This is a genomic window from Stenotrophomonas sp. GD04145, assembly GCF_029835135.1.
Classification (GTDB): Bacteria; Pseudomonadota; Gammaproteobacteria; order Xanthomonadales; family Xanthomonadaceae; genus Stenotrophomonas; species Stenotrophomonas maltophilia_P.
Genome location: NZ_JAODZG010000035.1, coordinates 12,856 through 36,251, shown reverse-complemented (window position 1 = coordinate 36,251; position 23,396 = coordinate 12,856). Strand labels below are relative to the sequence as shown.

The window sequence follows — 23,396 nt, the reverse complement described above, 5'->3', positions numbered from 1 at the left end:
CTTCGGCACGAACACCTGGTTCACTGCGTCGGCCAGCTGATCCGGCGGCAGCAGGCCCTGGTCGAGCAGGAAGTTGTTGAACGCCAGGCGGTCGAACTTCGCGCCCAGTGCCAGTTCGGTCTGCATGCGCAGCTCCAGGATGCGGGTGTAGCCATAGAAGTAGCTGCCCGCCTGGCCGGGCATGCGCACGGTGTAGCGGTCCAGCTCCTGGGTGGCCATGGCCTTGGACAGGCCGACCTGTTCGATCAGCACCCGTTCGCCGTTTGCACGGTCGGTCAGGCCGAGGTTGAGCATCGGATCAAGCATCGCGCGCGCGGCGCGAAGCAGGCGGAACTGCAGGGCGATCATCTGCCCGTCCAGAGGCTCGTACGGCACCATCTCCGCTTCGGCGTACAGCGCCCAGCCTTCCACGTTCACCGAATTGAACGCGAACATGGTGCGCGCCAGCGAGACGCCGCGCTCGACCATCGCGGTGAACTGCAGCTCATGGCCGGGACGGCCCTCATGCGCGCTCAGGGTCCACGCGGCCGCACCGAAGTTGAAGTCGTCGTACTGGGCGCCGGCACCGGCCGCCGGGTTGCCCAATGGCAGCACGAAGGTGCCCTGCTGCCCGGTGTTGTTCACCAGCGGTGCCGGCAGGAAATGCGGTGCCGGGCTGGCGGCGCTCTCGGCAGCCGAACCCAGGCGCATCTGCATGGCGCGCTTGGGCACGTCGACAATGCCATGCTCGCGGATCAGTGGATCGATGGCGTCGATCACCTTGCGATAGTGGCCTTCGAGCTGGTCGTCGGCGATCTTGTCGGCCTTCAGTGCGCGGATCACGGCGACCGGATCGGTCGGGTCGGCAACCTTCAGGCCCTTCTCCTTCACCACCAGCGGCGCCAGCTGCTGCATCGCCGAGCGGGTTTCCATGAACTCCAGCTGGGCACGCTGCATCAGCAGCTTCGGGTCGATGTCGATGCCGACCTGCTTGAGCTGGTATGCGTAGAGCGGCGCCGGCAGGCGCGTGTCGGTACGCGCCTTCGGCAGCACCTCCTTGCGCGTCCAGGCCGCGTACTCCTTCATCTGCCCCGCCAGGGCCTTCATCGCTTCATCGGCGCCGCTGATCTGGTACTTCTTCAGCAGCGACTCGATGCCGCTGATGTAGGTCTCGACGTTGTCCAGCGACTGCTGCACTTCGATCTTCGTCGGCTGCAGCAGCGCGCTGTCCTTCAGGCGTTCTTCGTAGCGCTGGCGCGCCAGCGTGGTGAAGGCGGTGCCGCCCGGCGTCAGCCCGGCGTACGCCTTGAGGCGATCAAGCGCCTTGGCCCGGCGCTCGGCCGGCACCTGGTCGGACAGCAGAAGATTGAGGCCGCTGAACACCGTCTGCGGCGCATCGGTCCACGGCAGCAGGTACTTGTCGTTGAGCTCGCTGCCCTCGATGTTCTGGTTGGCGGCGTGGATCATGATCTGCAGGTCCTGGCGGACGTTGGGATCCTTCTCCGTAGCCAGCCGGGTCTGCAGCTCGTCGCGCGCCTTGGCGGTCGCGGCACGGTAGCGCGCGCCATTGTCCGGGCCGAGGTCGGCCACCTTGTCGTCATAGCCCGGCACGCCGAAGAAGCCGGTCTGCTCGGGCTGGAACGGTCCCTGCGCGTCGAGCAGGATCTGCGCCAGCGCATTGCTGCGCGCGACCCAGGCGGGGCTGGCAGGCGTGGTGGCCTTGGCGGCCGGTGCGGCCAGGGCCGGGGGGGCGGACAGCAGCGGTGCAGCGGTCAGGGCCAGGGCGACGGCCAGCGCGATCGGCTTCATGAAGCACTCCAGGACAGGGTTGCCCGCACCCTACGCGCTCATGGCGATGGCGACAATCGGTGGGAAGTCATGGCGCCGGTCAGAACGCGGCCGTCATCGGGCAGCCACCGCGCTCGCGGCAGGCCTGCAGTTCGCACTCCTGCGCAGCCTCCTCATCGTCCAGCGCGGTCAGATCGAAGGTCTGTTTGTCCGCACCCAGCACATACATCACCGGGTAGTCCCAGACATCGTCGCGGCGGATGCCCTGCACGAACAGGCGACCATGCGCATGGGTCCCTTCCAGCGACACGGTCAGGCCCACATCGCGCTCACCGGTGATCGCGGTCTGCATGCTGCCCAATGGCAGCGAGCCGGCGCGCAGCGGTTCGCCGAAGGCCTCCACCAGCTCGATGCTGCATCCGGCGCGCCGCATCGCCTCACGCATCGGCGGACTCTCGCGTGCGGCTTCGCCCCAGCGCATCACACTCCATGCCGCGGAACCGCCCAGTACGCCCAGGAACACCACCACGGTCAGTGGCATCGCCCATCGCCAGTGACGGCGCCACCAGCCGGGGGGATGGGCGGGATGGCCAGGAACAGGGGGGGGCAGGTGGTTCATCGGCGGGCTCCTTCCCGGTTGTGACTCAGGGTTTCAGGCAACGTCCCAGGAACGCTTCCGCCACACGGTAGCGGTGCAGCGCATCGGCACCGGACAGGCCATGCTTGGCGCCCGGGTAGGTCATCAGTTCGAAGGGCTGGCCGCGCTTCTGCAGCGCACTCATCAGGCTGGTCGAATTGGTGAACAGCACGTTGTCATCGGCCATGCCGTGGATCAGCAGCAGGGGTGAGCGCAGTCCGTCGATGTGGGTCAGCACGCGCGCTTCGCGATAACCGGCCTCGTTGCGTGCCGGCAGATCCATGTAGCGTTCGGTGTAATGGCTGTCGTACAGCCCCCAGTCGGTGACCGGTGCACCGGCCACGCCGCAGGCATAGCTGTCGGACGCCTTGGCCAGCAGCATCAGGGTCATGTAACCGCCGTTGGACCAGCCCTGCACGCCGATGCGCGCGGGGTCGACCCAGGGTTGCTGCTTCAGCCATGCCACGCCGCGCAGCTGGTCGGTCACCTCCACCGTGCCCTGCCTGCCATAGAGCGCGCCGCCGAACTCACGGCCACGCCGTGGGGTGCCACGGTTGTCGAGCGAGAACACCACGTAGCCCTGCTGCGCCAGGTACTGGTTGAACAGATGATCGCCACGTCCGGGCCAGCTGTCGGTGACGGTCTGGCTGGCCGGGCCGCCATAGACGTACACCGCCACCGGATAGCGCTTGGAGGGATCGAAGCCGGCAGGCTTGATCAGGCTGTAGTTGAGCGGCGTCCGGCCATCGGCAGCGGTCAGGGTGCCGAATTCGACCGGTCGCTGCGCATCGCGATAGCGCGCGTAGGGATGCTTGGGATCGGCCAGATCATTGTCCACCAGCGTCGCGATCTTCTCACCGTTGGCGCGGTACAGCTCGATCTGCGGCGGTGTGGTGCTGTTGGACCAGCTGTCGACATAGACACTGGCGTTGCGCGCGAAGCTGGCGCTGTGCATGCCCGGCGCCTTGGACAGCCGCTGTGGCGCCTGTCCGCCCTGCAGCGGGACGGAGTAGATCTGGCTCTCGCGCGACGTCTCGATGCCGGCGCGGAAATAGGCCTTGCCGGCCGCTTCATCCACAGCCAGGAGTTCATCCACGGGCCAGTCACCGTGGGTCAGCGCGGTGGCCTTGCCCGTGCTGTCGATGCGGTACAGATGCTGGAAGCCGGTACGCTCGGACGACCACAGCATGCTGCCGTCCTGCAGGAAGCGCAGGCTGTTGTGCAGTGGCACCCAGGTGGGGCTGGTTTCATGGGCAAGCACGCGCTGACGGTTTGAGTCCAATGCCACTTCCACCAGATCCAGCTGCCTCTGGTCACGCGACTGGCGCTGGAACGTCAGGTGCTGGGCATCACGCCAATCCACGCGCGCCAGGTAGATGTCCTGTTCCTTGCCCAGGTCGATCCAGCGCGGTTGTGCCGCGGCGGCCGGCGCGATCACGCCCAGCTGCACGCGCACATTGGCATCGCCGGCGGCCGGGTAACGCTGTTCGATGACATCGGTGCGGTCTGCATAGACCTCGTAGCGCTTCTGTACCGGTACCGGTGCTTCGTCGATGCGGGCGAAGGCGATGGCCGAATCATCCGGCGCCCACCAGTAGCCGGTGTGGCGGTCCATTTCCTCGTCGGCCACGAACTCGGCCACACCGTTGCCGATGGTGGCGCTGCCATCGCCGGTCAGCTGCAGCTGGCTGCCATTGGCCAGATCGATCACCCACAGGTTGCGGCCGCGGATGAAGCTGACGAAGCCGCCTTTCGGCGACAGCTTGGCGTCCGTGGCAAAGCCTTCGCCGTGGGTCAGCTGGCGTACTGCTGCCGGACCCTGCTGCTTCAGGTCGTACAGGTAGAGCTCGCCGCCGAGCGGGAACAACAGGCGCTGTGCGTCCGGCGACCACTGGTAATCGACGATGCCGGTCATCGCCGCGATGCGCTGGCGCTCGCGGCGGGCCTTCTCCTCGTCGCTGAGGGTCTCGGTGCCCGGCAGCACCACCTTGGAGTCGACCAGCAGGCGGGTCTGGCCGCTGGCGATGTCGTAGGTCCACAGATCCAGCTGGTTGCGGTCGCTGTCCTTGCCGCGCAGGAAGCTGACCTGCGAACCGTCCGGAGCGACCTTGGGCTTCATCAGGGTCGGCCCGGACAGCGGCAATGGACCGGTGATGGCTTCCAGCGTCAGTTTTTCAGCGTGGGCGGCAGTACTGGTGGCGAGCATGAGGGCAAGCGAAGCGAACAGGTGGCGCATGGAGGATCCCGGCAAACGGCAGGTCCGCCACCGCAGCATGTGCGGTGGCGATCAGCCCCCATCCTAACCAAGCCCGTGCGGGAAGGCAGCATGACCTTCTGCCCATGGCAGGGACCGGGCACGGCACATCGGCCGTTGACGGGCGGGTAGCGCCGGGCCATGCCCGGCAAGCGCAGCGGCCTGCGCATGACCCTCAGCGCTGGCCGAACAGATGCTTGCGCTCATCATCGCTGAGCGGCTTGCCGGCGTTCGGATTGACCTGCTGGCGCAGCGCATACGCCCGCTGGGTGGCCGGGCGCGCGGCGATGGCCTGATGCCAGCGCTTGAGGTTCGGGAAGGCATCGAAATCTGCCGGCAGCGCGTCGTAGGCACCGACCCACGGATAGCTGGCCATGTCGGCGATGGTGTACTCCTCGCCGGCCAGGAAGGCATGCCCGGCCAGCCGCTTGTCCATCACCCCATGCAGGCGCCGCACCTCGCTGTCGTAGCGCTCGATGGCGTAAGGAATCTTCTGCGGTGCGTAGACATTGAAATGCCCCATCTGGCCGCTCATCGGGCCCAGCCCGGCCATCTGCCAGAACAGCCATTCCAGCGTGGCGATGCGGCCACGCGCATCGGTGGGCAGGAAGCGACCGGTCTTCTCGGCCAGGTACAGCAGGATCGCACCGGATTCGAACACGCTCTGCGGCGCGCCGCCGTCAGCCGGCGCATGATCGACGATGGCCGGCATCTTGTTGTTGGGCGAGATCGCCAGGAAGTCCGGCTTGAACTGGTCGCCCGATCCGATGTTGACCGGGTGGATGCGGTACTCCAGCCCGCTTTCCTCCAGCATCAGGGTGACTTTATGGCCGTTCGGGGTAGGCCAGTAATACAGATCGATCATGGCAGCGGCTCGGGTGCGGTAAGGAACCTGAAGTCTAGTGCGAGAGTTGGCTTGGCACCGTCATGGCGGGCCGGTAACCTCGCTCCTCCCCCGCAACGCACTGTCCTGCATGTCCCCCCAACGCCCCCTCTCCCCGCTGTCCTCGCTGATCTTCGCCTCGCGCTGGCTGCAGCTGCCGTTGTACCTGGGCCTGATCGTCGCCCAGGGTGTCTACGTGTTCCTGTTCGGCAAGGAACTGTGGCACCTGATCTCCCACTCGGCCTCGATGGGCGAACAGCAGATCATGCTGATCGTGCTGGGCCTGATCGACGTGGTGATGATTTCCAACCTGCTGGTGATGGTGATCGTCGGCGGTTATGAAACCTTCGTCTCGCGCCTGCGGCTGGAAGGCCATCCCGACCAGCCGGAATGGTTGAGCCACGTCAATGCCAGCGTCCTGAAGGTGAAGCTGGCGATGGCGATCATCGGCATTTCCTCGATCCACCTGCTCAAGACCTTCATCGCCAGCGGTTCGCTGGGCGGCCTGCCGCTGTGCGCGCCGGAACTGATGAACGTCGCCGCTGCCAACATCGGTGCCGCCAGGTGCTCGACCTTCACCGAGCAGGGCGTGCTCTGGCAGACCATCATCCACTGCGTGTTCATCCTCTCGGCGATCGGCATCGCCTGGACCGACAAGCTGATGTCCAACAGCCACGACAAGGCACAGGCGCATTGAGGCGCTGGCCGGTGGTGGCGCGGACGCCACCGCCGGTCGTCGCTGCCGCCCTTGTACGCAGCGCTGGCGGGGATGCTAGATTGCTTCCTCGCCGTTGCCGGCGGTGGCGTCGGGAAACGCCACCCTGCCGTGCTCGGACCCACGGTCCCGGCCATGCATATCAATGATTTACGTAACGTCGTCTTCTTAGAGGGGAGCAGGATGTCGCACGTCACAACGATCACCGCCGCGCGCCGGTGGCTGCCGGTTGCCTTGGTACTGGCCCTGGCCGCCTGCTCGGGCAAGGAAGAAACGCCTGCCCCTGCCCCGGCAGGATCGCCTGCCGCCGCGGCGCCGGCGACACCGGTGGTGGCCGCCAAGGTGCAGTCGATGGGCACCGAGCAGCTGCGCGAGTCGGCCAGCCAGGCGCTGCGCGAGAACCGCATGTATGCCCCGGCCGGCGACAACGCCATCGAGTACTACCTGGCCCTGCGCGACAAGACGCCCGACGATGCCGCGGTGAAAAGTGCGCTGACCGACCTGCTGCCCTACACCCTGATCGCGGCCGAGCAGCATCTGGGCCGCGAGGACTTCACCGAGGCGCAGCGCCTGGTCGCCCTGATCGAGAAGGTGGATGCCTCCGCACCGGCCCTGCCACGCCTGAAGGAAGGCCTGGCCAAGGGTGTGGAGAACGCGGCCAAGCGCACCGAGTCGGAAGCGGAGCGGGCCAAGAAGGACGCCGAGGACCGTACCCGGCAACAGGCCGAGCAGCAGCGCCTGGCCGAGCAGCGTGCCAAGGAAGCCGATGCGGCCAGGCAGATCGCCGCACAGCAGGATGCCGCCCGCCGTGACAGCGAGCGCGAGGAAGCCGAGCGCCAGGCCGCCGCACGGCGTGAAGCGGAGCAGAAGCAGCAACAGGCCGCTGCGCAGCAGGCCAATGCCGCACGCCAGGCACCTGCCGCCGCGCCCAGCCTGCGTCCGGTCAGTACGCCGGCCCCCCGCTATCCGGCCGACGCCCTGCGCGCTGGCACGTCCGGCGAGGTACTGGTGGAGATCACCGTGGGTACCGACGGCTCGGTGGTGAACGCCCGCGTGCTGCGTGCGACGCCCGCGCGCATCTTCGACCGCGAAGCCATGAACGCCGTGAAGCGCTGGCGTTTCGAGCCGGTCAGCGCTCCGGTCACCACCCGCCGCACCCTGGTGTTCGCGCCGGGCGGCTGAGCCGGGACATCCCCGCCAACGATCACGGCAAGGCCCGGTCTGTCCGGGCCTTGTTCGTATCAGCGCGCGCCGTCGATCAGGTGCTGCAGGGCCGGATCGCGTGCCCTCAGGATCCGGAACAGGCCCAACGCATGCAGACCCGGCAGCAGCGCGCGCAGGTCGGCTTCCGCCGCTGCCCGGGACGCAGGGCTGCCGGCGGGATCCTGCCAGTCGCGGACGCTGGCAAGGAAAGCGCCCACGCTGCCCTTGCGCACGGTGAGGCCGTTGGCGACCACGTCGTTCTGATGGTCAGGGAGGATGTCTTGAGGCTGCATGAGGAACTCCTTTCGGCGGGTGGAGTGCAGTGTGGACGCTGCTGTCTGCCGGATCTGCCGTATAACTGCCAGTTGATATGGCATATCAGACATCCCCCGCACTGATTGACCCGCCCCTGGTCGACACCGCCCGAGGGCCGGTGCTGCTGACCGCGCAACTGGCCCTGGACCGTCCACGCCGGACCGCCCGGCACCAGCACGCCCGCGGGCAGCTGCTGGGGGCGCGACAGGGCCTGCTGCGGATCGAGGCAGGCGACCTGCACTGGCTGCTGCCAGCCGGCCATATGGCGTGGGTTCCGCCCGGACTGCCGCATGCGCTGGCCAGCATCGGCCCGTTCAATGGCTGGAGCCTGTACCTCGACGCAGCGACCTGCACGCGACTCCCGGCACGCCCACGCATCGTGCAACCGGGCGCCCTGCTGCAGGCAGCCGTGGATCGCGCGCTGCGCTGGGCGCCCGCACCGCTCGACGCGGTGCAGGAGCGTCTTGCCGGCGTCATTGCCGATGAGATCGACGCCAGCACACCGCTGCCGCTGGCCTTGCCGCAGCCACGCGATCGGCGCCTGCGGCGCGTTGCTGCGGCGTTGGCGCGTGCACCACAGGACACCCGCAGCGTCGAGGCCTGGTCCCTTGCCATGGGACTGTCCAGCCGCACCCTTGCGCGCCACTGGCGCGCCGAAACCGGCATGACACTCAGCCAATGGCGCCAGCGCCTGCGCGTCCTGCTGGCGCTGCCACGCCTGCTGGCCGGGGAACCGGTGATCAGCGTGTCGCTGTCGCTCGGCTACGACACCCCCAGCGCCTTCATCGCCGTGTTCAAGCGCGAGATGGGGGTGACGCCTGCGCGGTATGCAGAGGGCTGACGTCGCCGACAGCGGGGCGACGTCGATCGACCGGCACCGGGGTTCACCCAGCGCGTCGCTACTTGGCAGGCAACGCGGACCTGAAAACAGCGAGGCCCGGAATGACCGGGCCTCGTTCCCTATCCGCCGGGTAGGGCCCGGCGCTTCCAGTGGCGGTCAGCCGGAAATCGCCAGGCGTTCGTTGTGGTAGCGGCGCACGGCGGCAAACCACAGCAGTGCGGCCAGACCGAGACTGGCGCCCAGATAGATCGCCCAGACGCTGGGACTGATCACTTCGTGGCGGATGACCTTCAGCAGCATCTGGTTCTGCGACAGGAACGGCACCGCGTACTGCCACAGCTCGCTCTTCAGCGGGTAAGCGACCAGCGCGTAGCCGGGCAGCATCGGCAGCAGCATCAGCCAGGTCATGTGGCTCTGCGCTTCCTTCATGCTCTTGGCCGCCGCCGACAGGAAGGTCAGCAGCGAGGTACCGATCAGCAGCATCGGCAACATCACCAGCAGCATCTGCAGCATCGAGCCGACATTCATGTTGAACTGGCGACCGATGTTGCCCGGGGCGATCTGCGCGCTGACCTTGAAAGCCACCAGGGTCAACAGCAGCGACGCGAAGCCGACCACGCAGGCGGCGGCGATCTTGCCACTGACGATCGCGCTGCGTGAGCCGGGCGTCGCCAGCAGGGGCTCGAGTGACTGCCGCTCGCGTTCGCCTGCCGTGGCGTCCATCACCAGATAGGCGCCGCCGATGAACGAGGTCAGGGTCAACAGCACCGGCAGCAGCATCGACAGGATCATGCCCCGTTTCGCTTCGGCACTGGCCAGATCCTGGCTGCCCACGTCCAGCGGACGCGCGACCTGGGCATCCACGCCGCGTGCCATCAGCCGCAGTGCGCCCACCTGGCCGTTGTAGGTGGCCAGCGCCGCTTCCAGGCGTGCGCTGGGCACTTCGGCGGCACGCCGGGTGCTGTCCTTGATCACCTCCACCAGCGCCGGCCTGCCCGCGGCCCAGTCCTCGCCGAAGTCATCGCTGATGCGCAGCGCGACGTCGATGTCCTGGTTGCGGATGGCCGCAGCCAGGTCCTTGGGTGCTGCGCTGGCGTTGAGCCCCTGCGCGGCCAGGAAGCGGACCAGGTTCGGTGCGTTGTCCGCGCCGATGGTCGGAATCTGCAGCGGTTGCTCGATCTGCGTGCGCACGCGGCTCTCGGCCAGCTTGCCCATGCCCAGCAGCAGCACCGGGTACAGCAGCGGACCGAACAGCAGGGTCAGCAGCAGCGTGCGGCGGTCACGGGAGAGATCACGCAGCTCCTTGCGCATCACCGTCATCAGGGTCGACATCATGCTCATGCGTGCAGGCCCTCTTCGCTGCCGATCAGTTTCACGAACGCATCTTCCAGATTGGCTTCGCCGGACTGCGCGCGCAGCTCATCGGCACTGCCGGCGGCCATGACCGTGCCCTTGGCGATGATCACGATGTGGTCGCACAGTGCAGCCACCTCCTGCATGATGTGGCTGGACAGAATCACGCACCGCCCTTCCTCACGAAGTCCCAGCAGGAACCGGCGCAGTGCACGGGTGGTCATCACATCCAGGCCGTTGGTCGGCTCGTCGAGAATCACATTGCGCGGATCGTGCACGAGTGCGCGCGCGATCGCGGTCTTGGTGCGCTGGCCCTGCGAGAAGCCATCGGTCTGGCGGTCGAGGATGTCGCCCATGTCCAGCGCCTGCGACAGCACGTCGATGCGCTCGCGGATGCGTGCTTCGGACAGGCCGTGCAGCCGGCCGAAATAGGCGATGTTCTCGCGCGCGGTCAACCGCTTGTAGACGCCCCGCGCATCGGGCAGCACGCCCAGGTGGCGACGGACCTCCACGGGATTGCGCGCGGCATCGATGCCATCGACGCTGATGCTGCCCTGGTCAGGCGTCATCAGGGTGTACAGCATGCGCATGGTGGTGGTCTTGCCGGCACCGTTCGGGCCAAGCAGACCGGTGATGCGGCCGTCCTCGGCGCGGAAGCCGACATCGGCCACCGCCTGGATGCGGCCGGTGCGGGTATCGAAGGCCTTGTGCAGGTTGTCGGCGACGATCATGGTTCCCATCCGTTGAACGAGGTGAACGCCGGCACGTAGCTCAGCGTATCCAGGCAGCTGGCATCGAGCGCCTTGGCATCGGTGCTGTCGATGAACTGGCCCAGCAGGCGGGGCATGCAGCCGGCGGAAAGCGTGCCGTGGCCCTGGCCGCGCGCGACCAGCGCGCGCCCCTGCGGCAGCCCCTTGAGCACCTGTGCGGCGTAGCGCGGTGGCGTGACCGGGTCCAGTTCACCGGACAGCAGCAGCGCCGGCACCTCGCTGCGCAGCGGTGCGGCATCCGCGGCGGGGGCCGCGGTGTGCGGCCAGACAGCACACGGCGCGAAGAAGGCGCTGGCCACCTCGTTGCCGAACAGGCGCTCGGCATTAGCGGCTGGCGCGTGGTAGCGCGGAGCGTCCTCGCTGCAGATCACCGACCACTGCATGCCGCGGTTGATCTGGAAGCCCATGCTGCGGTTGGCACCGCGTGCCAGCGAGGCGAGCGGTGCGTAGCGGCCCTGCGCAGCCTCGTCCAGCACCAGCGGCAACAGCGAGGCGTACTGCGGAACATAGGAGAAGGCGAACGCCAGCCCCATCACGCTGTCCGGCGTCAGCACGTCGCGCCGCGGCGCGTTCGTGCCGGGGTCGCGGTAGTCAACGGTCACCGGCGCGGCGCGCAGCGTATCGAGCACGCCGCGCAGCTGCTTGCTGGTGTCGCTCGGAAAGCGCTTGCTGCACGCCGGGTCCTTGCGGCACTGCGCCGACTGCAGATTGATCGCGTCTTCGAAGGTATTGGCGAAGTCCCCCCCGACCACCAGCTCGTTCGGAACGACGCCGTCGATGACGATGCTGCGGGTGTGCTGCGGATAGGCCGCGGCATAGCGCTGGGCCACGCGGGTTCCGTAGGAACCACCCACCAGGTTCAGCGCATCCACGCCCAGCGCCTGGCGCACGGCATCCAGATCGGCAACGGCGTCGCGGGTGGTGTAGAACCGCGCATCGGCACGTCCCTGCAAAGAGCTTGCGCAGCGCTGGGCGTAGTCGCGCAGCAGCGCCTCGCTGGGGGGGGCCTCTTCGTCGAACGCCAGTTCCTTGCCATCTGCGCCCAGGCAGTTGAGCGGGTTGGAGCCACCGGTGCCGCGCTGGTCGATCAGGAAGATGTCGCGTTGCTTGCGAACCTGGCGCAGGGCGGTATCGACGATGACCGCCACCTCACTGGCCGCCTGCCCGGGCCCGCCGGCGAGGAAGAACACCGGATCCGGTTGGCCGGAGCCACTGTTGCCCGATTCCAGCCAGGCGATACGGAGGTTGATCTTCCGCCCTTGCGGCTGCGCCCTGTCCTCGGCCACCTGCAGGGTGGCGCACTGTGCCTCGACGTTGGCGCTGGCGCCCATCGTGGTCAATGTGCAGGGCTGGAAGTCGATCTGTCCGTAGCGGCGGCCGGGCGTTTCCGCCGCCGCATCGGCGCTGCCGGAAGGCGCTGCGCCGCAACCGGCAAGCAGCAGGCTGGCCAGCGCGCCGGCCAGTGCGAGGTGGTGTCTTTGCATCGTGCTCGTTTCCCCTGGAAGACGTTCCTGTCGACCACGACGGGCTGCCGCGGAAGATGTGACCCAACTTACACGGGCAGGAGGCTGGCGGCGATGGGCAATCGTCACTGGAAAGCCAGGCCCATGTCGGCCGGATCGAATGCGGCGTCGCATCATGGCGAGCAGCGCAGCCGTCGGCCACGCAGACTCATGGAGAACCCAGGAGATTCCCATGAACGCGTGGTACCTCAGCGGCCTCGATCACCGCCCCTTCCAGCACCTGTTCGAACAGAGCGACCGCGCGCTGGCTGCGCAGGGCATCCTGCGACGCTGGGCCGGGGATCGCGGCGGCCATCCGTGCCGGGTCAGCCTGGCCGATCCCCCAAGTGGCGCCGAACTGCTTCTGCTGCCCCATACCCACCTGGCCACGCACTCACCCTATCGCGCGTCCGGTCCGATCTTCGTGCAGCGCGGCGCTACGCGCTGCGTCCTGCCCGCCGGGGTCGTTCCGCCCTACGTCGAGCGACGGCTGATCTCACTGCGCGCCTACGACGCGGATGCACTGATGATCAGCGGGCAGGTCTGCCCCGGCAACGAGGTCGGGGTGCAGCTCGATGTGCTGTTCGCCGATCCCGCGGTGGCCTTCGTGCAGTTGCACAACGCAGGCCACGGGTGTTTTTCGTGCCAGGCGGACCGGGTGGATCAGGACGCGCTGACACACGGCGTCGCGTGATCGGCACCACGCACGACGCGTGACCTTCTGCGCATCCGTGACTGCCTGCGTGAAGCCTGTGGGAAAGGCTTCACGCAGGCAGTCACGGAACGGCACTTCCAAGGTACCGCGCGATGCAGCGCACCTCGATACTCGCCGAGGTGCCGCCGACCGTCCGCTGCGCAGCGCAACGCCTGCGGTCACCGTTCCCATCGACGACCACAAGGATGCGCCATGTCATTCCGATCCACGCGTGTTGTGCTGGCCAGCTCATTCGCAGCCGCCGGCCTTATCTGCCTGGCCAGCAGCGCATTCGCGCACGGCACCATGACCACGCCGGCCAGTCGCGTCTACGCCTGTTTCCAGGGCAATCCGGAGAATCCAACCAACCCGGCCTGCGCCGCCGCGAAAGCACTCGCCGGCTCGCAGGCGTTCTACGACTGGAACGGCATCAACCAGGCCAACGCCAATGGCAACCATCAGGCCGTCGTACCCGACGGCACGCTGTGCAGCGGCAACAACCCGACCTTCCGCGGCCTGGATCTGAACCGCAGTGATTGGCAGACCACGCCGATCCAACCCGATGCGAACGGCAGGTTCACCTTCGTGTTCAAGGCCACCGCACCGCATGCCACGCGTGACTGGCGATTCTTCGTTACCCGCGAAGGCTGGACACCGGGCAGTCCTCTGCGCTGGGCGGACCTGCAGGAGTTCTGCACACTGGGCAACACCCCGCTGTCCGCCGATGGCACGTACAGGCTGCAGTGCCCGCTGCCACAGCGCACGGGCCAGCACGTGATCTACAACACGTGGCAGCGCGCGGATTCGACCGAAGCGTTCTACACCTGCATGGATGTGCGTTTCGAGGGCGGCAGCACTCCCCCGGCATCGCAGTGGCAGGATGCCGGCCCGCTCACCGCGCGTGGCGATCTGCCGGTCGGCACCGTCCTGGCGCTGCGCGTGTTCAACGCCAGCGGCAACGATGTGGAGCGGGTGGAGGCCACACTGGGCAGCGGCCAGACGGCGGCCGCGCAGTGGCCGCTGGTGCTGGCCCGCAAGGTCAATGGCGCCAGCCAGCACGCTCGGGTGGGCGTACTGTCCAACGGCACGATCACGCCGACGGCGTCGGCGACCGGCAACCGGGTCTATCTGAAAGAAGGCAACCGCTTCCAGCTGGACACCCGGGTACCCGATCCGGGCACGCCTTCGCCGGGCGGCGACTTCGACTACGTGTACCCGGCAGGCATCGGCAGCTATGTGCCCGGGCAGACCGTGGTGAAGGGCAGCGATGGCCGGCTGTATGCCTGCCGCCCGTTCCCTGAAGGCGCGTGGTGCAACGTCAACGCCGACGCGTACCGGCCGGGCGTGGGCGCAGCCTGGCGTGATGCCTGGGTGCCGTACTGAGACCGGCGCGGCCTGCGGGAGGCGGCTGGCGCCGCCTCTCCGCAGCGCACTCACTTGCTGCTGACGTACTTCTCGCGGCGGATCTGCGGGTTGCCCAGCCCGGCCGCCTTGAGCAGCTCGGCGCAGGCATCGACCATGTCCGGGTTGCCGCACAGGTAGGCGATATCGGTGGCCGGGTCCGGCGTGAAACCAGGCAGGGCCTGCTGCACGTAGCCATGATGGACGTCGGCGTGGGCCTGTTCCGGCAACTCCCGCGACAGGCACGGAACATAGCGGAAGTTCGCGTGTTTTTCGGCGAAACTGTAAAAATCTTCGCTGTACAGCAGTTCGCCCGGGCTGCGTGCACCCTGCAGCAGGACGACCTGCACGCCGCGTTCGGTCATGGCCCTTTCCAGCAGTGGCAGCATCGAGCGATAGGGGGTCACGCCGGTACCGGTGGCGATCAGCAGATAGCGCGCGTTGTGATCGCCGGGGTTCAGGCAGAACCGCCCGTACGGGCCGGACGCGCTGATCTGGCCGCCGGTTTCCAGCGCCTCGAACAGCGCTGTAGCGGCGCCGCCGGGCACGAAACTGACCGCGATATCCACGGCTTCGCCGGGCCCCAGTGCGTGATCATGCAGGGTGGCCAGGGAATAGCTGCGCTTGGTCTCGGTGCCATCGGCGTAGCTGAAATGGACCTGGATGAACTGGCCGGGCTGGAAATCCAGCGGCTGGCCATCGTCGCGCACGAACTGGTAGTGGCCGACGGTCGGGGCCAGCATGCGGCGGCCGACCAGCTTGAGGGGGAATTGAACAGGCACGACTTTTCGGGACAGTGTGTAGCCGGGGCAAGCCCTCGGGGTCTTCTATAATAGCCCTTCCCCGCCCCTCTCCAGCGCCAGCCCATAGGCGCGAAGGCTTCGAGCTTGGCATCCCTGAACGATACGGCGCCCGCCCTGCGCGTGCGCGACCTGCGCAAAACCTACGACAACGGAACCCAGGCCCTGAAGGGGGTCTCGCTGGAGGTCGCCCCGGGCGACTTCTTCGCCCTGCTGGGCCCCAACGGGGCTGGCAAGTCCACCCTGATCGGCATCATCAGCTCCCTGGTCAACCTCAGCGAGGGCCAGGTGGAGGTGTTCGGCAGCGACCTGGTGCGCAACCGCAGCGCGACCATGCGCCTGATCGGCCTGGTGCCGCAGGAGATCAACTTCAACCTGTTCGAGAAACCCTTCGACATTCTTGTGAACTACGCCGGCTTCTATGGCGTACCGCGCGAGGAAGCGGAGCAGCGCGCGGAAGAGGAACTCAAGCGTGCCCATCTGTGGGAGAAGGCGCAGGTGATGAGCCGCACCCTGTCCGGCGGCATGAAGCGCCGGCTGATGATCGCCCGCGCGATGATGACGCGTCCCCGCCTGCTGATCCTGGATGAGCCGACCGCGGGCGTGGACATCGAGATCCGCCGCGACATGTGGCGGGTGCTGAAGGAGATCAATGCCGCTGGCACGACGATCATCCTCACCACCCACTACCTGGAGGAGGCCGAGTACCTGTGCCGGCATCTGGCGATCATCAACCACGGCCGGATCGTCGAGCAGGGGCCGATGCGTGCGCTGCTGGCCAAGCTGGACGTGGAAGGCTTCCTGCTGGACATCGATGGCGATCTGCCGGTGCAGCTGCCGGCGATCGAGGGCGCAACCCTCAGCGCGCCCGACGCGCACACGCTGGACATCGACATGCCACGGGCGATGGATCTGAACCGCGTGTTCGCCGCGCTGAATGAAGCCGGCATCCGCGTGCGCTCGATGCGTACCAAGAGCAACCGACTGGAGGAGCTGTTCGTGCGCCTCACCGGCAACCAGGAGAAATCCGCATGAGCACCACCGAGCTGACCGACGGCCAGCGCAACCGCGTCGCGCTGCTGACCATCGTGCGCCGCGAAGTGACCCGGATCATGCGCATCTGGGGCCAGACGCTGGTGCCGCCGGCGATCACCATGACCCTGTACTTCCTCATCTTCGGCGGCCTGATCGGCTCGCGCGTGGGCGAGATGGGCGGGTACAGCTACATGCAGTTCATCGTGCCCGGGCTGGTCATGATGAGCGTGATCCAGAACAGCTACGGCAACATCAGCTCGTCCTTCTTCGGCGCCAAGTTCGGCCGCCACGTGGAAGAGCTGCTGGTGAGCCCGATGCCGAACTGGGTGATCCTGTGGGGTTACGTGGCCGGTGCGGTACTGCGCGGCCTGATGGTCGGCGTGATCGTGCTGATCATCGCGATGTTCTTCACCCCCGTGCGCATCCCGCACCCGCTGGTGACACTGACCACGGTACTGCTGGGCGCCACCATCTTCTCGCTGGCCGGCTTCATCAATGCCGTGTACGCGAAGAAGTTCGACGACGTGGCGATCGTTCCGACCTTCATCCTGACCCCGCTGACCTATCTGGGCGGCGTGTTCTATTCGGTGAAGCTGCTGCCGGCCTGGGCTGAAGCAGCGACCCATGCGAACCCGATCTTCTACATGGTCAACGCATTCCGCTACGGCCTGCTGGGCAGCAGTGACGTGCCGCTGTGGGTGGCGTACGCGCTGATGATCGGCTTCGTGGTGGTGCTGACGGCGGTCGCGCTGTGGCTGCTGCGCCGCGGCGTGGGCATGCGCAGCTGAGCGCCGATCGCCGGGGTCGCGATCCCCGGCACACCCGCAACATTGGTTCCGCAGACAACGGTGAACGTGCAATGCGCATCCTGATTCTCGGCGCCGGCGGTACCGGCGGTTACTTCGGCGGCCGCCTGGCCCAGGCCGGTGTGGACGTGACCTTCCTGGTCCGCCCTGCCCGCGCCGGGCAGCTTGCGCGCGACGGACTGGTGATCCGCAGTCCGGTCGGCGATGCCGCATTCCCGGTGCAGCACGTGACTGCCGATGCACTGCCCGCGCTGGCCCGGGAGAGGCCCTTCGACCTGGTCATCCTCAGCTGCAAGGCCTACGACCTGGACAGCTCGATCGAGGCCATCGCGCCGGCGGTGGGCCCTCGCACCACCGTGCTGCCGATCCTCAACGGGCTGCATCACTACAACGATCTGGATGCACGCTTCGGCCGCGAGGCGGTGCTGGGTGGGCTGTGCTTCATCAGTGCGACCAAGGCACCGGACGGTGCGGTGGTGCATCTGGGGAAACCCGCCAAGCTCACCTTCGGGGAACGCGACGGTGGCGCGCTCTCGGCGCGCGTGCGTGCCTTCGCAGCCGCCTGCACGCAGGCCAACCTCGATCACCTGGCCAGCGAACGCATCGGCCAGGAGCAGTGGATCAAGTACACCTTCCTCACCGCGCTTGCCGCGGCGACCTGCCTGTTGCGCGCGGACATCGGCACGATTGTCGCGACCGATGATGGCACGGCCATCGTGCAGGGCCTGTACGACGAGTGCCTGGCCGTGGCGGAGGCGGCCGGTGAGGCAGTCCCGGCGGCAGCGCAGGACACTGCGCGCGGCACCTTGACCCAGGCCGGCTCGGCATTGAAGGCCTCGATGTTGCGTGACCTGGAGGCCGGGCAGCAGGTGGAGGCCGGCCACATCGTCGGTGACATGCTGGCGCGTGCACGCAGCGCCGGCCAGCAGGGCGTGCTGCTGCAGGTCGCCTACAGCAGCCTGCAGGCCTACCAGGCGCAGCGCCGGGCGTGAGCCTGACGCTGCCGGCCGGTCCGTTGCCCGGACGGGTGCTGATCCTGGGCATGGGCTGGAGCGGGCGCGTACTGGCGGCCCGCCTGGAAGCGCTGGGCGTGCAGGTCGCCGGCACCGTACGCGATCCGGCCACGGCAGCCGTGGATGGCCTGCGCTGCCATCGACTCTGCGCTGGAACAGCACCTGCACCCGCGCTTCTGGATGACATCGCGCGCGCCGATGCGGTGCTGGGCAGCATACCGCCCGATGCCGACGGCGACCCGGCAGTGCGCATGCTGCGCACGGCACTGGAAGACAGTTCCGCATTGCAGTGGGTGGGCTATCTGTCGTCGACGTCGGTGTACGGCGACCGCCAGGGCGGCTGGATCGATGCGGACAGCGTGGCCGACGCCACCGGGCCTGCGGGCCTGCAGCGCCTGCGCGCGGAGTCGCAATGGCGCGCACTGGCCAGCCGGCGCGGCATCGCCTCGGCAGTGTTCCGGCTGCCCGGGCTGTATGGTCCCGGCCGCAATGCACTGGTGCAGCTCGCGCAGGGGCGTGCCCGCCATGTGCTGAAGCCGGGCCTGCTGTTCAACCGGCTGCATGTACAGGACCTGGTAGCGGTGATCATCGCGGCGATGCGGCGACCCACCCTGCAGGCGCTGTACCTGCCCAGCGACGATGAGCCGGCACCGCCGCAGGACGTGCTGGCCTTCGCCGCGCAGCTGGGAGGCTTTGCGATGCCACCGGCAGTGGCGTGGGACGACCCGTCGCTGAGCCCGGCCCTGCGACGCTTCTACGAAGGCAGCAAGCGCATCGACAGCCGCGGTACGCGCGAAGCGCTGGGATGGGCGCCGCAGTTTCCGACGTATCGGGAAGGGCTGACGGATCTTGCCGCTTCGCTCGCCGGGCATGGCCGAGCGTTACCGGATCCGGGCATTCACGGCTGACGTGTCGTGTCGGCGTCGGGCAGCCGGAAGAAGGCACGGGCTGCCGCCGTGGCATGGGCTGCGGTCAGCACGACATCCTCGCCACGATCACGGGCCAACTCCTCGACGATGTGCGAAAGGAACATCGGTTCGTTGCGGCGATCCTTCGGCATCGGCTTGAGCGTGCGCGGCAGCAGATACGGCGCATCGGTCTCGATCATCAGGCGATCGGCCGGGATGCTCTTCACCAGCTCGCGCAGGTGCGCCCCGCGACGCTCGTCGCAGAGCCAGCCGGTGATGCCGATGTACCAGTCCTGGTCGAGGTAATCAAACAACTCCTCCCGTTCACCGGTGAAGCAGTGCACCACCGCCGGCCCGAGGCGACCCTCGAAGTTCTTCATCTGCGCCATGAAGTCGGCGTGCGCGTCGCGCTGGTGCAGGAACAGCGGCTTGCCGTTCTCCGCCGCCAGCTGCAGCTGGCGCTCGAACGCACGGTGCTGGGCAGGTCGCGGCGAGAAGTCACGGAAGTAGTCCAGTCCGCACTCGCCGACCGCCACCACTTCCGGGTGGGCATGCAGGGCGCGCATCTCTGCATCGCATTCTTCGGTGTACTCCACCGCATGATGCGGGTGTACGCCGGCCGTCGCATACAGGAATCCCGGATGCTGCTGGGCCAGCTGCAGCGCCAGCGGAGAGTGCTCGCGGCTGGCCCCCGTGACCACCATCTGCACCACCCCGGCCTGGCGGGCACGCTGCAGCACGGCGTCGCGGTCGCGGTCGAAGGAGTCGTGGGTCAGATTGGCGCCGATATCGATCAGGTGCATGGTCATCGCGGAGGAAATATGCCTGCGCATTGTACCCGCGCCCAGCGTGGCCCCTTATCCTTTGCGCATGAACGCCCCGCACTTCCCCATTTCTCCGCTGCTGCCGCAGATCCAGCAGCATCTGGCCGCACAGCCACGGCTCGTGCTGGAGGCACCACCGGGCGCCGGCAAGACCACCCAGGTACCGCTGGCGCTGCTCGATGCACCGTGGCTGCAGGGCCGCAGGATCATCCTGCTGGAGCCGCGCCGGGTGGCCGCGCGCAGCGCAGCGATGTTCATGGCAAGGCAGCTCGGCGAGGAGGTCGGTGATACGGTCGGCTACCGCATCCGCTTCGAGAACCGGGTGTCCGCGCGCACCCGCATCGAGGTGGTGACCGAAGGCATCCTGACCCGCATGCTGCAGGACGACCCGTTGCTGGAACAGGTGGGCGCGATCCTGTTCGACGAGTTCCATGAGCGACACCTCAGCGGCGACCTGGGATTGGCACTGGCGCTGGACGTACAGGCACAGCTGCGCCACGACCTGCGGCTGGTGGTCATGTCGGCGACCCTGGATGGCGAGCGGCTGGCACGCTTCCTCGACGCACCCCGCTTGAGCAGCGAGGGCCGCAGCTACCCCGTGACCGTAAGCCACTTCCCGGCGCGTCGCGAAGAATCGCTGGAACTGCAGGTCCGCCGCGCAGTGCAGCAGGCGCTGGTCGAGCACCCGGGCGACGTGCTGGTGTTCCTGCCTGGCCAGCGGGAGATCGCCCGCGTGCAGGCCGGTCTGCAGGAATCGATCGGCGGCAACACCGAGGTCCTGGCACTGCATGGCGAACTGCCGGTGGAACAGCAGGCGCGCGTGCTGCAACCCGCAGATGAGGGCCGCCGCCGCGTGGTGCTGGCCACCAACGTGGCCGAATCCTCGGTGACCCTGCCCGGCGTGCGCGTGGTGATCGACAGCGGCCTGGCACGCGAGCCCCGCTATGACCCGAACAGCGGCTTCACCCGCCTGGACGTGGTGGCCATTGCGCAGGCCTCGGCCGACCAGCGTGCCGGTCGTGCCGGCCGCGTGGCCGAGGGCGTGGCCTGGCGCCTGTGGCCGCAGTCGCAGCGGCTGGAGCCTCAGCGGCGTGCCGAGATCGACCAGGTCGAACTGGCAGGACTGGCGCTGGAGCTGGCGGCGTGGGGCAGCAGCGACCTGCGCTTTCTCGATCCGCCCCCAAGCGGACCGATGGGTGCGGCGCGCGAGCTGCTGCACCGCCTGGGCGCGTTGTCGGAGTCGGGCGCGATCACCGCCTTGGGCCGACGCGTGCTGGCGCTGGGTACCCATCCACGCATGGCCGCGATGCTGCTCGCCGCCCCTGACCCGCACGCACAGGCGCTGGCGGCCGATCTGGCGGCGCTGCTGGAAGCACGCGACCCCCTGCGCCAGGGCGGCGATGCACTGGCGGCACGCTGGCGCGCGCTGGCCGCGTTCCGTGCTGGCCGCGCGCCGGCCGATGCCAGTCGTGGTGGACTGGCTGCCATTGATGCCGCCGCGCGCCAGTGGCGGCGTCGGCTGCGCTGCGATGCCGCGCCCCCTGCCAGCATCGAAGCGCACGCGCTGGGCGATCTGCTGGCGCACGCTTTTCCCGATCGCATCGGCTTCCAGCATCCGGGCGATCCGCTGCGCTACCTGCTCGCCAACGGGCGCAGCGCGCGCCTGCATGAACTGAGCGATCTGCGTGGCGAACCGTGGCTGGTCGCCAGCGAACTGCGTTTCGAGGCCCGCGATGCGCTTCTGCTGCGCGCCGCGCCGGTCGATGAGGACCATCTGCGCAGGATCTACCCGCAGCGCTTCGTCACCGCCGACACGGTGCGCTGGGACGGCGAACGGCGTGCGCTGGTCGCACTGCGCGAAACCCGCTTCGATCGCATCGTGCTGGACAGTCGCTCGGCGGGCCGGGTCGACCCGGAACACGCGGCCGGCGCCTTGACCGAGGCTGTTGCCGAGCTCGGCCTGCAGGCACTGCCGTGGACCGAGGCCCTGCGCCAATGGCAGGCACGGGTGGAGTCGCTGCGTCGCTGGATGCCCGAGCTGGAGCTGCCCGACTGCAGCGATGCCACGCTGCTCGCCACCCGCGCGCGGTGGCTGCAGCCTGCGTTTGCCGGCAAGAGCCGCCTCGATGCGCTGGACGAAGCCAGCTTCGCAGAAGCGCTGAAGTCGCCCCTGGCATGGTCACAGCGGCAGCTCGTGGAGCGGCATGCGCCAAGCCGCATCACTGTGCCCTCCGGGCTGGAGCGGCCCATCACCTATGCACTGGACAGCGAGTCCGGCGAACCGCTGCCACCGGTGCTGGCCGTGAAGCTGCAGGAGTTGTTCGGACTGGCAGACACTCCCCGCATCGCCGATGGGCGCGTGCCACTGACCCTGCACCTGCTGTCACCCGGCGGTCGTCCGCTGCAGGTCACCCAGGACCTGCGCAACTTCTGGGAAAACACCTATGCCGAGGTGAAGAAAGAGATGAAGGGCCGCTATCCCCGCCATCCCTGGCCGGACGACCCGTGGACGGCCACCGCCACCCACCGGGCCAAACCACGGGGAACATAGCAATCCTGCCTGATCCTGAATGGAGCGCGTAGAGTCACGCCGTGTGACTGCCCGACTGACATACCGTTTACGGGCAACGCGCCACACTGGACTTCGACCCGAGGCAAAGGACCCCCGCATGAGCAGACTGACCGTGATTACCGACCGCGCCCTGGAGCGCGCCCTGGACCTGGCCCACACCGCGGGCGACGGCCTGAAGAGTGCCGGCGGCAGCCTGCGCCATCTAGGCCCGCAGGCCAGCGACTGGATCAAGACGGGAGCGGCACTGGGCGCAGTGAAGACCGGTGGCAAGGTTGCCACCAAGTTCGCCCGCCGCAATCCGGCAGTGACCATCGCCGCCGCGGCAGTGGGTGTGGGTCTGCTCGGCTATGCCCTGTATCGCAAGCAGCAGAAGAAGAAGGCGGCCAATGGTCACGTCGTCGATGGCCAGGCGCAGCGCATCAGTGCCCGCGACCGCCGCAACGACACCGTGGTCGACGAGCACAGCGATATCGGCAGCGACGCCTGAGGCAGGCGGCTGCATCCGGGCCGGAGATCGCCTGTGGGTGATCTCCGGCCCGTTTCGTTTCAGCCGATCTGCCGCCACTGCCCGGGGCGCAGATCATCCAGCCGGTAAGGACCCATTGCCACCCGCACCAGGCGCAGGGTGGGCAGGTTCACGGCGGCGGTCATCCGCCGTACCTGGCGGTTGCGCCCTTCGCGGATCGTGATCGCCAGCCAGGTATCGGCAACGGTCTTGCGGAAACGCACGGGCGGATCGCGCGTCCACAGCTCCGGCGCGGGATCGAGCCGTTCGACCTTCGCCGGCAGGGTCGGCCCGTCATTGAGGATCACGCCGCTGCGCAGGCGCTGCAGCTGGTCCTCGCCAGGCGTGCCTTCCACCTGCACCCAGTAGGTCTTGTCGGCCTTGTGCTTCGGGTCGGTCAACCTGTGCGCCAAGGGACCGTTGTCGGTCAGCAGCAGCAGGCCTTCGCTGTCATGATCCAGCCGGCCGGCCGCATAGACACGCGGCGGCAGGCCGAACCCCGCCAGGGTCGGGCGCGGCGGAACGCTGCAATCGGTGAACTGGCACAGCACATTGAACGGCTTGTTGAAGGCAATCAGCATCGCAGGCGCGGCAGGCG

22 protein-coding genes are annotated in these 23,396 nt (G+C 68.0%); 11 read left to right on the top strand and 11 right to left on the bottom strand.

What is annotated here, in order from left to right; all coding sequences use genetic code 11:
- The 4 genes from N7367_RS14955 to N7367_RS14940 all read right to left on the bottom strand — a co-directional run.
- Positions 1 to 1,788: DUF885 domain-containing protein (locus tag N7367_RS14955; protein ID WP_279942691.1), on the bottom strand; the 1,788-nt coding region annotated here is incomplete at its 3' end.
- 79 nt (positions 1,789 to 1,867) lie between these two features.
- Entirely contained in the window at positions 1,868 to 2,386 is a 519-nt protein-coding gene (locus N7367_RS14950; protein ID WP_279942690.1) for a cytochrome c oxidase assembly factor Coa1 family protein, read from the bottom strand.
- Positions 2,387 to 2,411: 25 nt separating this feature from the next.
- Positions 2,412 to 4,640 (bottom strand): S9 family peptidase, encoded by a 2,229-nt coding sequence (locus N7367_RS14945; RefSeq protein ID WP_164150492.1) that lies wholly within the window; start codon positions 4,638 to 4,640, stop codon positions 2,412 to 2,414.
- Between the two features lie 193 nt (positions 4,641 to 4,833).
- Positions 4,834 to 5,523 (bottom strand): glutathione binding-like protein, encoded by a 690-nt coding sequence (locus tag N7367_RS14940; protein ID WP_053519578.1) that lies wholly within the window; start codon positions 5,521 to 5,523, stop codon positions 4,834 to 4,836.
- 109 nt (positions 5,524 to 5,632) lie between these two features.
- On the opposite strand from N7367_RS14940, the gene N7367_RS14935 reads away from it, so the two are divergent.
- Entirely contained in the window at positions 5,633 to 6,238 is a 606-nt protein-coding gene (locus N7367_RS14935; RefSeq protein ID WP_053519577.1) for a TIGR00645 family protein, read from the top strand.
- Between the two features lie 201 nt (positions 6,239 to 6,439).
- Positions 6,440 to 7,438 carry a TonB family protein gene (locus N7367_RS14930; RefSeq protein ID WP_053519576.1) on the top strand — a complete coding sequence of 333 codons (999 nt, stop codon included), beginning with the start codon at positions 6,440 to 6,442 and terminating at the stop codon, positions 7,436 to 7,438.
- Positions 7,439 to 7,497: 59 nt separating this feature from the next.
- Here the strand turns inward: N7367_RS14930 and N7367_RS14925 are convergent, their stop codons facing one another.
- Entirely contained in the window at positions 7,498 to 7,752 is a 255-nt protein-coding gene (locus N7367_RS14925) for a hypothetical protein (protein WP_111187202.1), read from the bottom strand.
- Positions 7,753 to 7,829: 77 nt separating this feature from the next.
- On the opposite strand from N7367_RS14925, the gene N7367_RS14920 reads away from it, so the two are divergent.
- On the top strand, positions 7,830 to 8,615 hold the full coding sequence (locus N7367_RS14920; protein WP_279942689.1) for a helix-turn-helix transcriptional regulator: 786 nt from the start codon (positions 7,830 to 7,832) through the stop codon (positions 8,613 to 8,615).
- Positions 8,616 to 8,771: 156 nt separating this feature from the next.
- On the opposite strand, the gene N7367_RS14915 is transcribed toward N7367_RS14920, so the two are convergent.
- From N7367_RS14915 to N7367_RS14905, 3 genes are read right to left on the bottom strand one after another with little or no spacing between them, the layout of a single operon-like run.
- Positions 8,772 to 9,956 carry an ABC transporter permease gene (locus N7367_RS14915; protein WP_193396730.1) on the bottom strand — a complete coding sequence of 395 codons (1,185 nt, stop codon included), beginning with the start codon at positions 9,954 to 9,956 and terminating at the stop codon, positions 8,772 to 8,774.
- Positions 9,953 to 10,699: an ATP-binding cassette domain-containing protein gene (locus N7367_RS14910; protein WP_065174298.1), complete on the bottom strand. Its 747-nt coding sequence runs from the start codon at positions 10,697 to 10,699 to the stop codon at positions 9,953 to 9,955. Before N7367_RS14910 ends, N7367_RS14915 begins: the two co-directional genes overlap by 4 nt.
- Positions 10,696 to 12,222 carry an alpha/beta fold hydrolase gene (locus tag N7367_RS14905; RefSeq protein ID WP_111187200.1) on the bottom strand — a complete coding sequence of 509 codons (1,527 nt, stop codon included), beginning with the start codon at positions 12,220 to 12,222 and terminating at the stop codon, positions 10,696 to 10,698. The genes N7367_RS14910 and N7367_RS14905 overlap by 4 nt, the downstream gene beginning before the upstream one ends.
- A 211-nt stretch (positions 12,223 to 12,433) precedes the next feature.
- Here N7367_RS14905 and N7367_RS14900 point away from each other — a divergent pair, with 211 nt between their 5' ends.
- Both N7367_RS14900 and N7367_RS14895 read left to right on the top strand, forming a co-directional pair.
- Positions 12,434 to 12,934, top strand: coding sequence for a DUF1203 domain-containing protein (locus tag N7367_RS14900; protein WP_279942688.1), 501 nt, complete (start codon positions 12,434 to 12,436; stop codon positions 12,932 to 12,934).
- Between the two features lie 213 nt (positions 12,935 to 13,147).
- Positions 13,148 to 14,317 (top strand): lytic polysaccharide monooxygenase, encoded by a 1,170-nt coding sequence (locus tag N7367_RS14895; RefSeq protein WP_128989923.1) that lies wholly within the window; start codon positions 13,148 to 13,150, stop codon positions 14,315 to 14,317.
- Between the two features lie 50 nt (positions 14,318 to 14,367).
- On the opposite strand, the gene N7367_RS14890 is transcribed toward N7367_RS14895, so the two are convergent.
- Complete coding sequence (locus N7367_RS14890) at positions 14,368 to 15,117, bottom strand: ferredoxin--NADP reductase (RefSeq protein WP_279942687.1); 750 nt, start codon at positions 15,115 to 15,117, stop codon at positions 14,368 to 14,370.
- An 84-nt stretch (positions 15,118 to 15,201) separates the two neighbouring features.
- Here N7367_RS14890 and N7367_RS14885 point away from each other — a divergent pair, with 84 nt between their 5' ends.
- The 4 genes from N7367_RS14885 to N7367_RS14870 all read left to right on the top strand — a co-directional run bounded on the left by N7367_RS14885 (position 15,202) and on the right by N7367_RS14870 (position 18,897).
- Complete coding sequence (locus N7367_RS14885) at positions 15,202 to 16,170, top strand: ABC transporter ATP-binding protein (RefSeq protein ID WP_164150561.1); 969 nt, start codon at positions 15,202 to 15,204, stop codon at positions 16,168 to 16,170.
- Positions 16,167 to 16,958, top strand: a complete 792-nt coding sequence (locus N7367_RS14880) for an ABC transporter permease (RefSeq protein WP_053519566.1) — start codon at positions 16,167 to 16,169, stop codon at positions 16,956 to 16,958. The genes N7367_RS14885 and N7367_RS14880 overlap by 4 nt, the downstream gene beginning before the upstream one ends.
- A 71-nt stretch (positions 16,959 to 17,029) precedes the next feature.
- Positions 17,030 to 17,968 carry a 2-dehydropantoate 2-reductase gene (panE, locus tag N7367_RS14875; RefSeq protein WP_053519584.1) on the top strand — a complete coding sequence of 313 codons (939 nt, stop codon included), beginning with the start codon at positions 17,030 to 17,032 and terminating at the stop codon, positions 17,966 to 17,968.
- Entirely contained in the window at positions 17,965 to 18,897 is a 933-nt protein-coding gene (locus N7367_RS14870; RefSeq protein WP_279942686.1) for an epimerase, read from the top strand. Before panE ends, N7367_RS14870 begins: the two co-directional genes overlap by 4 nt.
- Here the strand turns inward: N7367_RS14870 and N7367_RS14865 are convergent.
- The gene (locus N7367_RS14865) at positions 18,888 to 19,700 is read right to left on the bottom strand and encodes a TatD family hydrolase (protein ID WP_065174512.1); all 813 of its coding nucleotides are present in this window, start codon (positions 19,698 to 19,700) and stop codon (positions 18,888 to 18,890) included. The genes N7367_RS14870 and N7367_RS14865 overlap by 10 nt on opposite strands.
- Positions 19,701 to 19,767: 67 nt before the next feature.
- Here N7367_RS14865 and hrpB point away from each other — a divergent pair, with 67 nt between their 5' ends.
- Together hrpB and N7367_RS14855 are read left to right on the top strand one after the other, a co-directional pair.
- On the top strand, positions 19,768 to 22,272 hold the full coding sequence (gene hrpB / locus N7367_RS14860; protein WP_279942685.1) for an ATP-dependent helicase HrpB: 2,505 nt from the start codon (positions 19,768 to 19,770) through the stop codon (positions 22,270 to 22,272).
- A 118-nt stretch (positions 22,273 to 22,390) separates the two neighbouring features.
- Positions 22,391 to 22,780, top strand: a complete 390-nt coding sequence (locus N7367_RS14855) for a hypothetical protein (protein ID WP_053519564.1) — start codon at positions 22,391 to 22,393, stop codon at positions 22,778 to 22,780.
- Between the two features lie 59 nt (positions 22,781 to 22,839).
- Here N7367_RS14855 and N7367_RS14850 read toward each other — a convergent pair whose 3' ends face one another.
- Positions 22,840 to 23,379, bottom strand: coding sequence for a pseudouridine synthase (locus N7367_RS14850; RefSeq protein ID WP_279942692.1), 540 nt, complete (start codon positions 23,377 to 23,379; stop codon positions 22,840 to 22,842).
- Positions 23,380 to 23,396 lie beyond the last annotated feature (17 nt).

Coding starts and splice junctions, on each gene's coding strand:
- N7367_RS14945 (WP_164150492.1), bottom strand. CDS start 4,640: ATGCGCCACCTGTTCGCTTCGCTTGCCCTCATGCTCGCCACCAGTACT.
- N7367_RS14905 (WP_111187200.1), bottom strand. CDS start 12,222: ATGCAAAGACACCACCTCGCACTGGCCGGCGCGCTGGCCAGCCTGCTG.
- panE (WP_053519584.1), top strand. CDS start 17,030: ATGCGCATCCTGATTCTCGGCGCCGGCGGTACCGGCGGTTACTTCGGC.
- N7367_RS14950 (WP_279942690.1), bottom strand. CDS start 2,386: ATGAACCACCTGCCCCCCCCTGTTCCTGGCCATCCCGCCCATCCCCCC.
- N7367_RS14935 (WP_053519577.1), top strand. CDS start 5,633: ATGTCCCCCCAACGCCCCCTCTCCCCGCTGTCCTCGCTGATCTTCGCC.
- N7367_RS14895 (WP_128989923.1), top strand. CDS start 13,148: ATGTCATTCCGATCCACGCGTGTTGTGCTGGCCAGCTCATTCGCAGCC.
- N7367_RS14855 (WP_053519564.1), top strand. CDS start 22,391: ATGAGCAGACTGACCGTGATTACCGACCGCGCCCTGGAGCGCGCCCTG.
- N7367_RS14865 (WP_065174512.1), bottom strand. CDS start 19,700: ATGCACCTGATCGATATCGGCGCCAATCTGACCCACGACTCCTTCGAC.
- N7367_RS14940 (WP_053519578.1), bottom strand. CDS start 5,523: ATGATCGATCTGTATTACTGGCCTACCCCGAACGGCCATAAAGTCACC.
- N7367_RS14910 (WP_065174298.1), bottom strand. CDS start 10,699: ATGATCGTCGCCGACAACCTGCACAAGGCCTTCGATACCCGCACCGGC.
- N7367_RS14925 (WP_111187202.1), bottom strand. CDS start 7,752: ATGCAGCCTCAAGACATCCTCCCTGACCATCAGAACGACGTGGTCGCC.
- N7367_RS14915 (WP_193396730.1), bottom strand. CDS start 9,956: ATGAGCATGATGTCGACCCTGATGACGGTGATGCGCAAGGAGCTGCGT.
- N7367_RS14850 (WP_279942692.1), bottom strand. CDS start 23,379: ATGCTGATTGCCTTCAACAAGCCGTTCAATGTGCTGTGCCAGTTCACC.
- N7367_RS14900 (WP_279942688.1), top strand. CDS start 12,434: ATGAACGCGTGGTACCTCAGCGGCCTCGATCACCGCCCCTTCCAGCAC.
- N7367_RS14930 (WP_053519576.1), top strand. CDS start 6,440: ATGTCGCACGTCACAACGATCACCGCCGCGCGCCGGTGGCTGCCGGTT.
- hrpB (WP_279942685.1), top strand. CDS start 19,768: ATGAACGCCCCGCACTTCCCCATTTCTCCGCTGCTGCCGCAGATCCAG.
- N7367_RS14880 (WP_053519566.1), top strand. CDS start 16,167: ATGAGCACCACCGAGCTGACCGACGGCCAGCGCAACCGCGTCGCGCTG.
- N7367_RS14920 (WP_279942689.1), top strand. CDS start 7,830: ATGGCATATCAGACATCCCCCGCACTGATTGACCCGCCCCTGGTCGAC.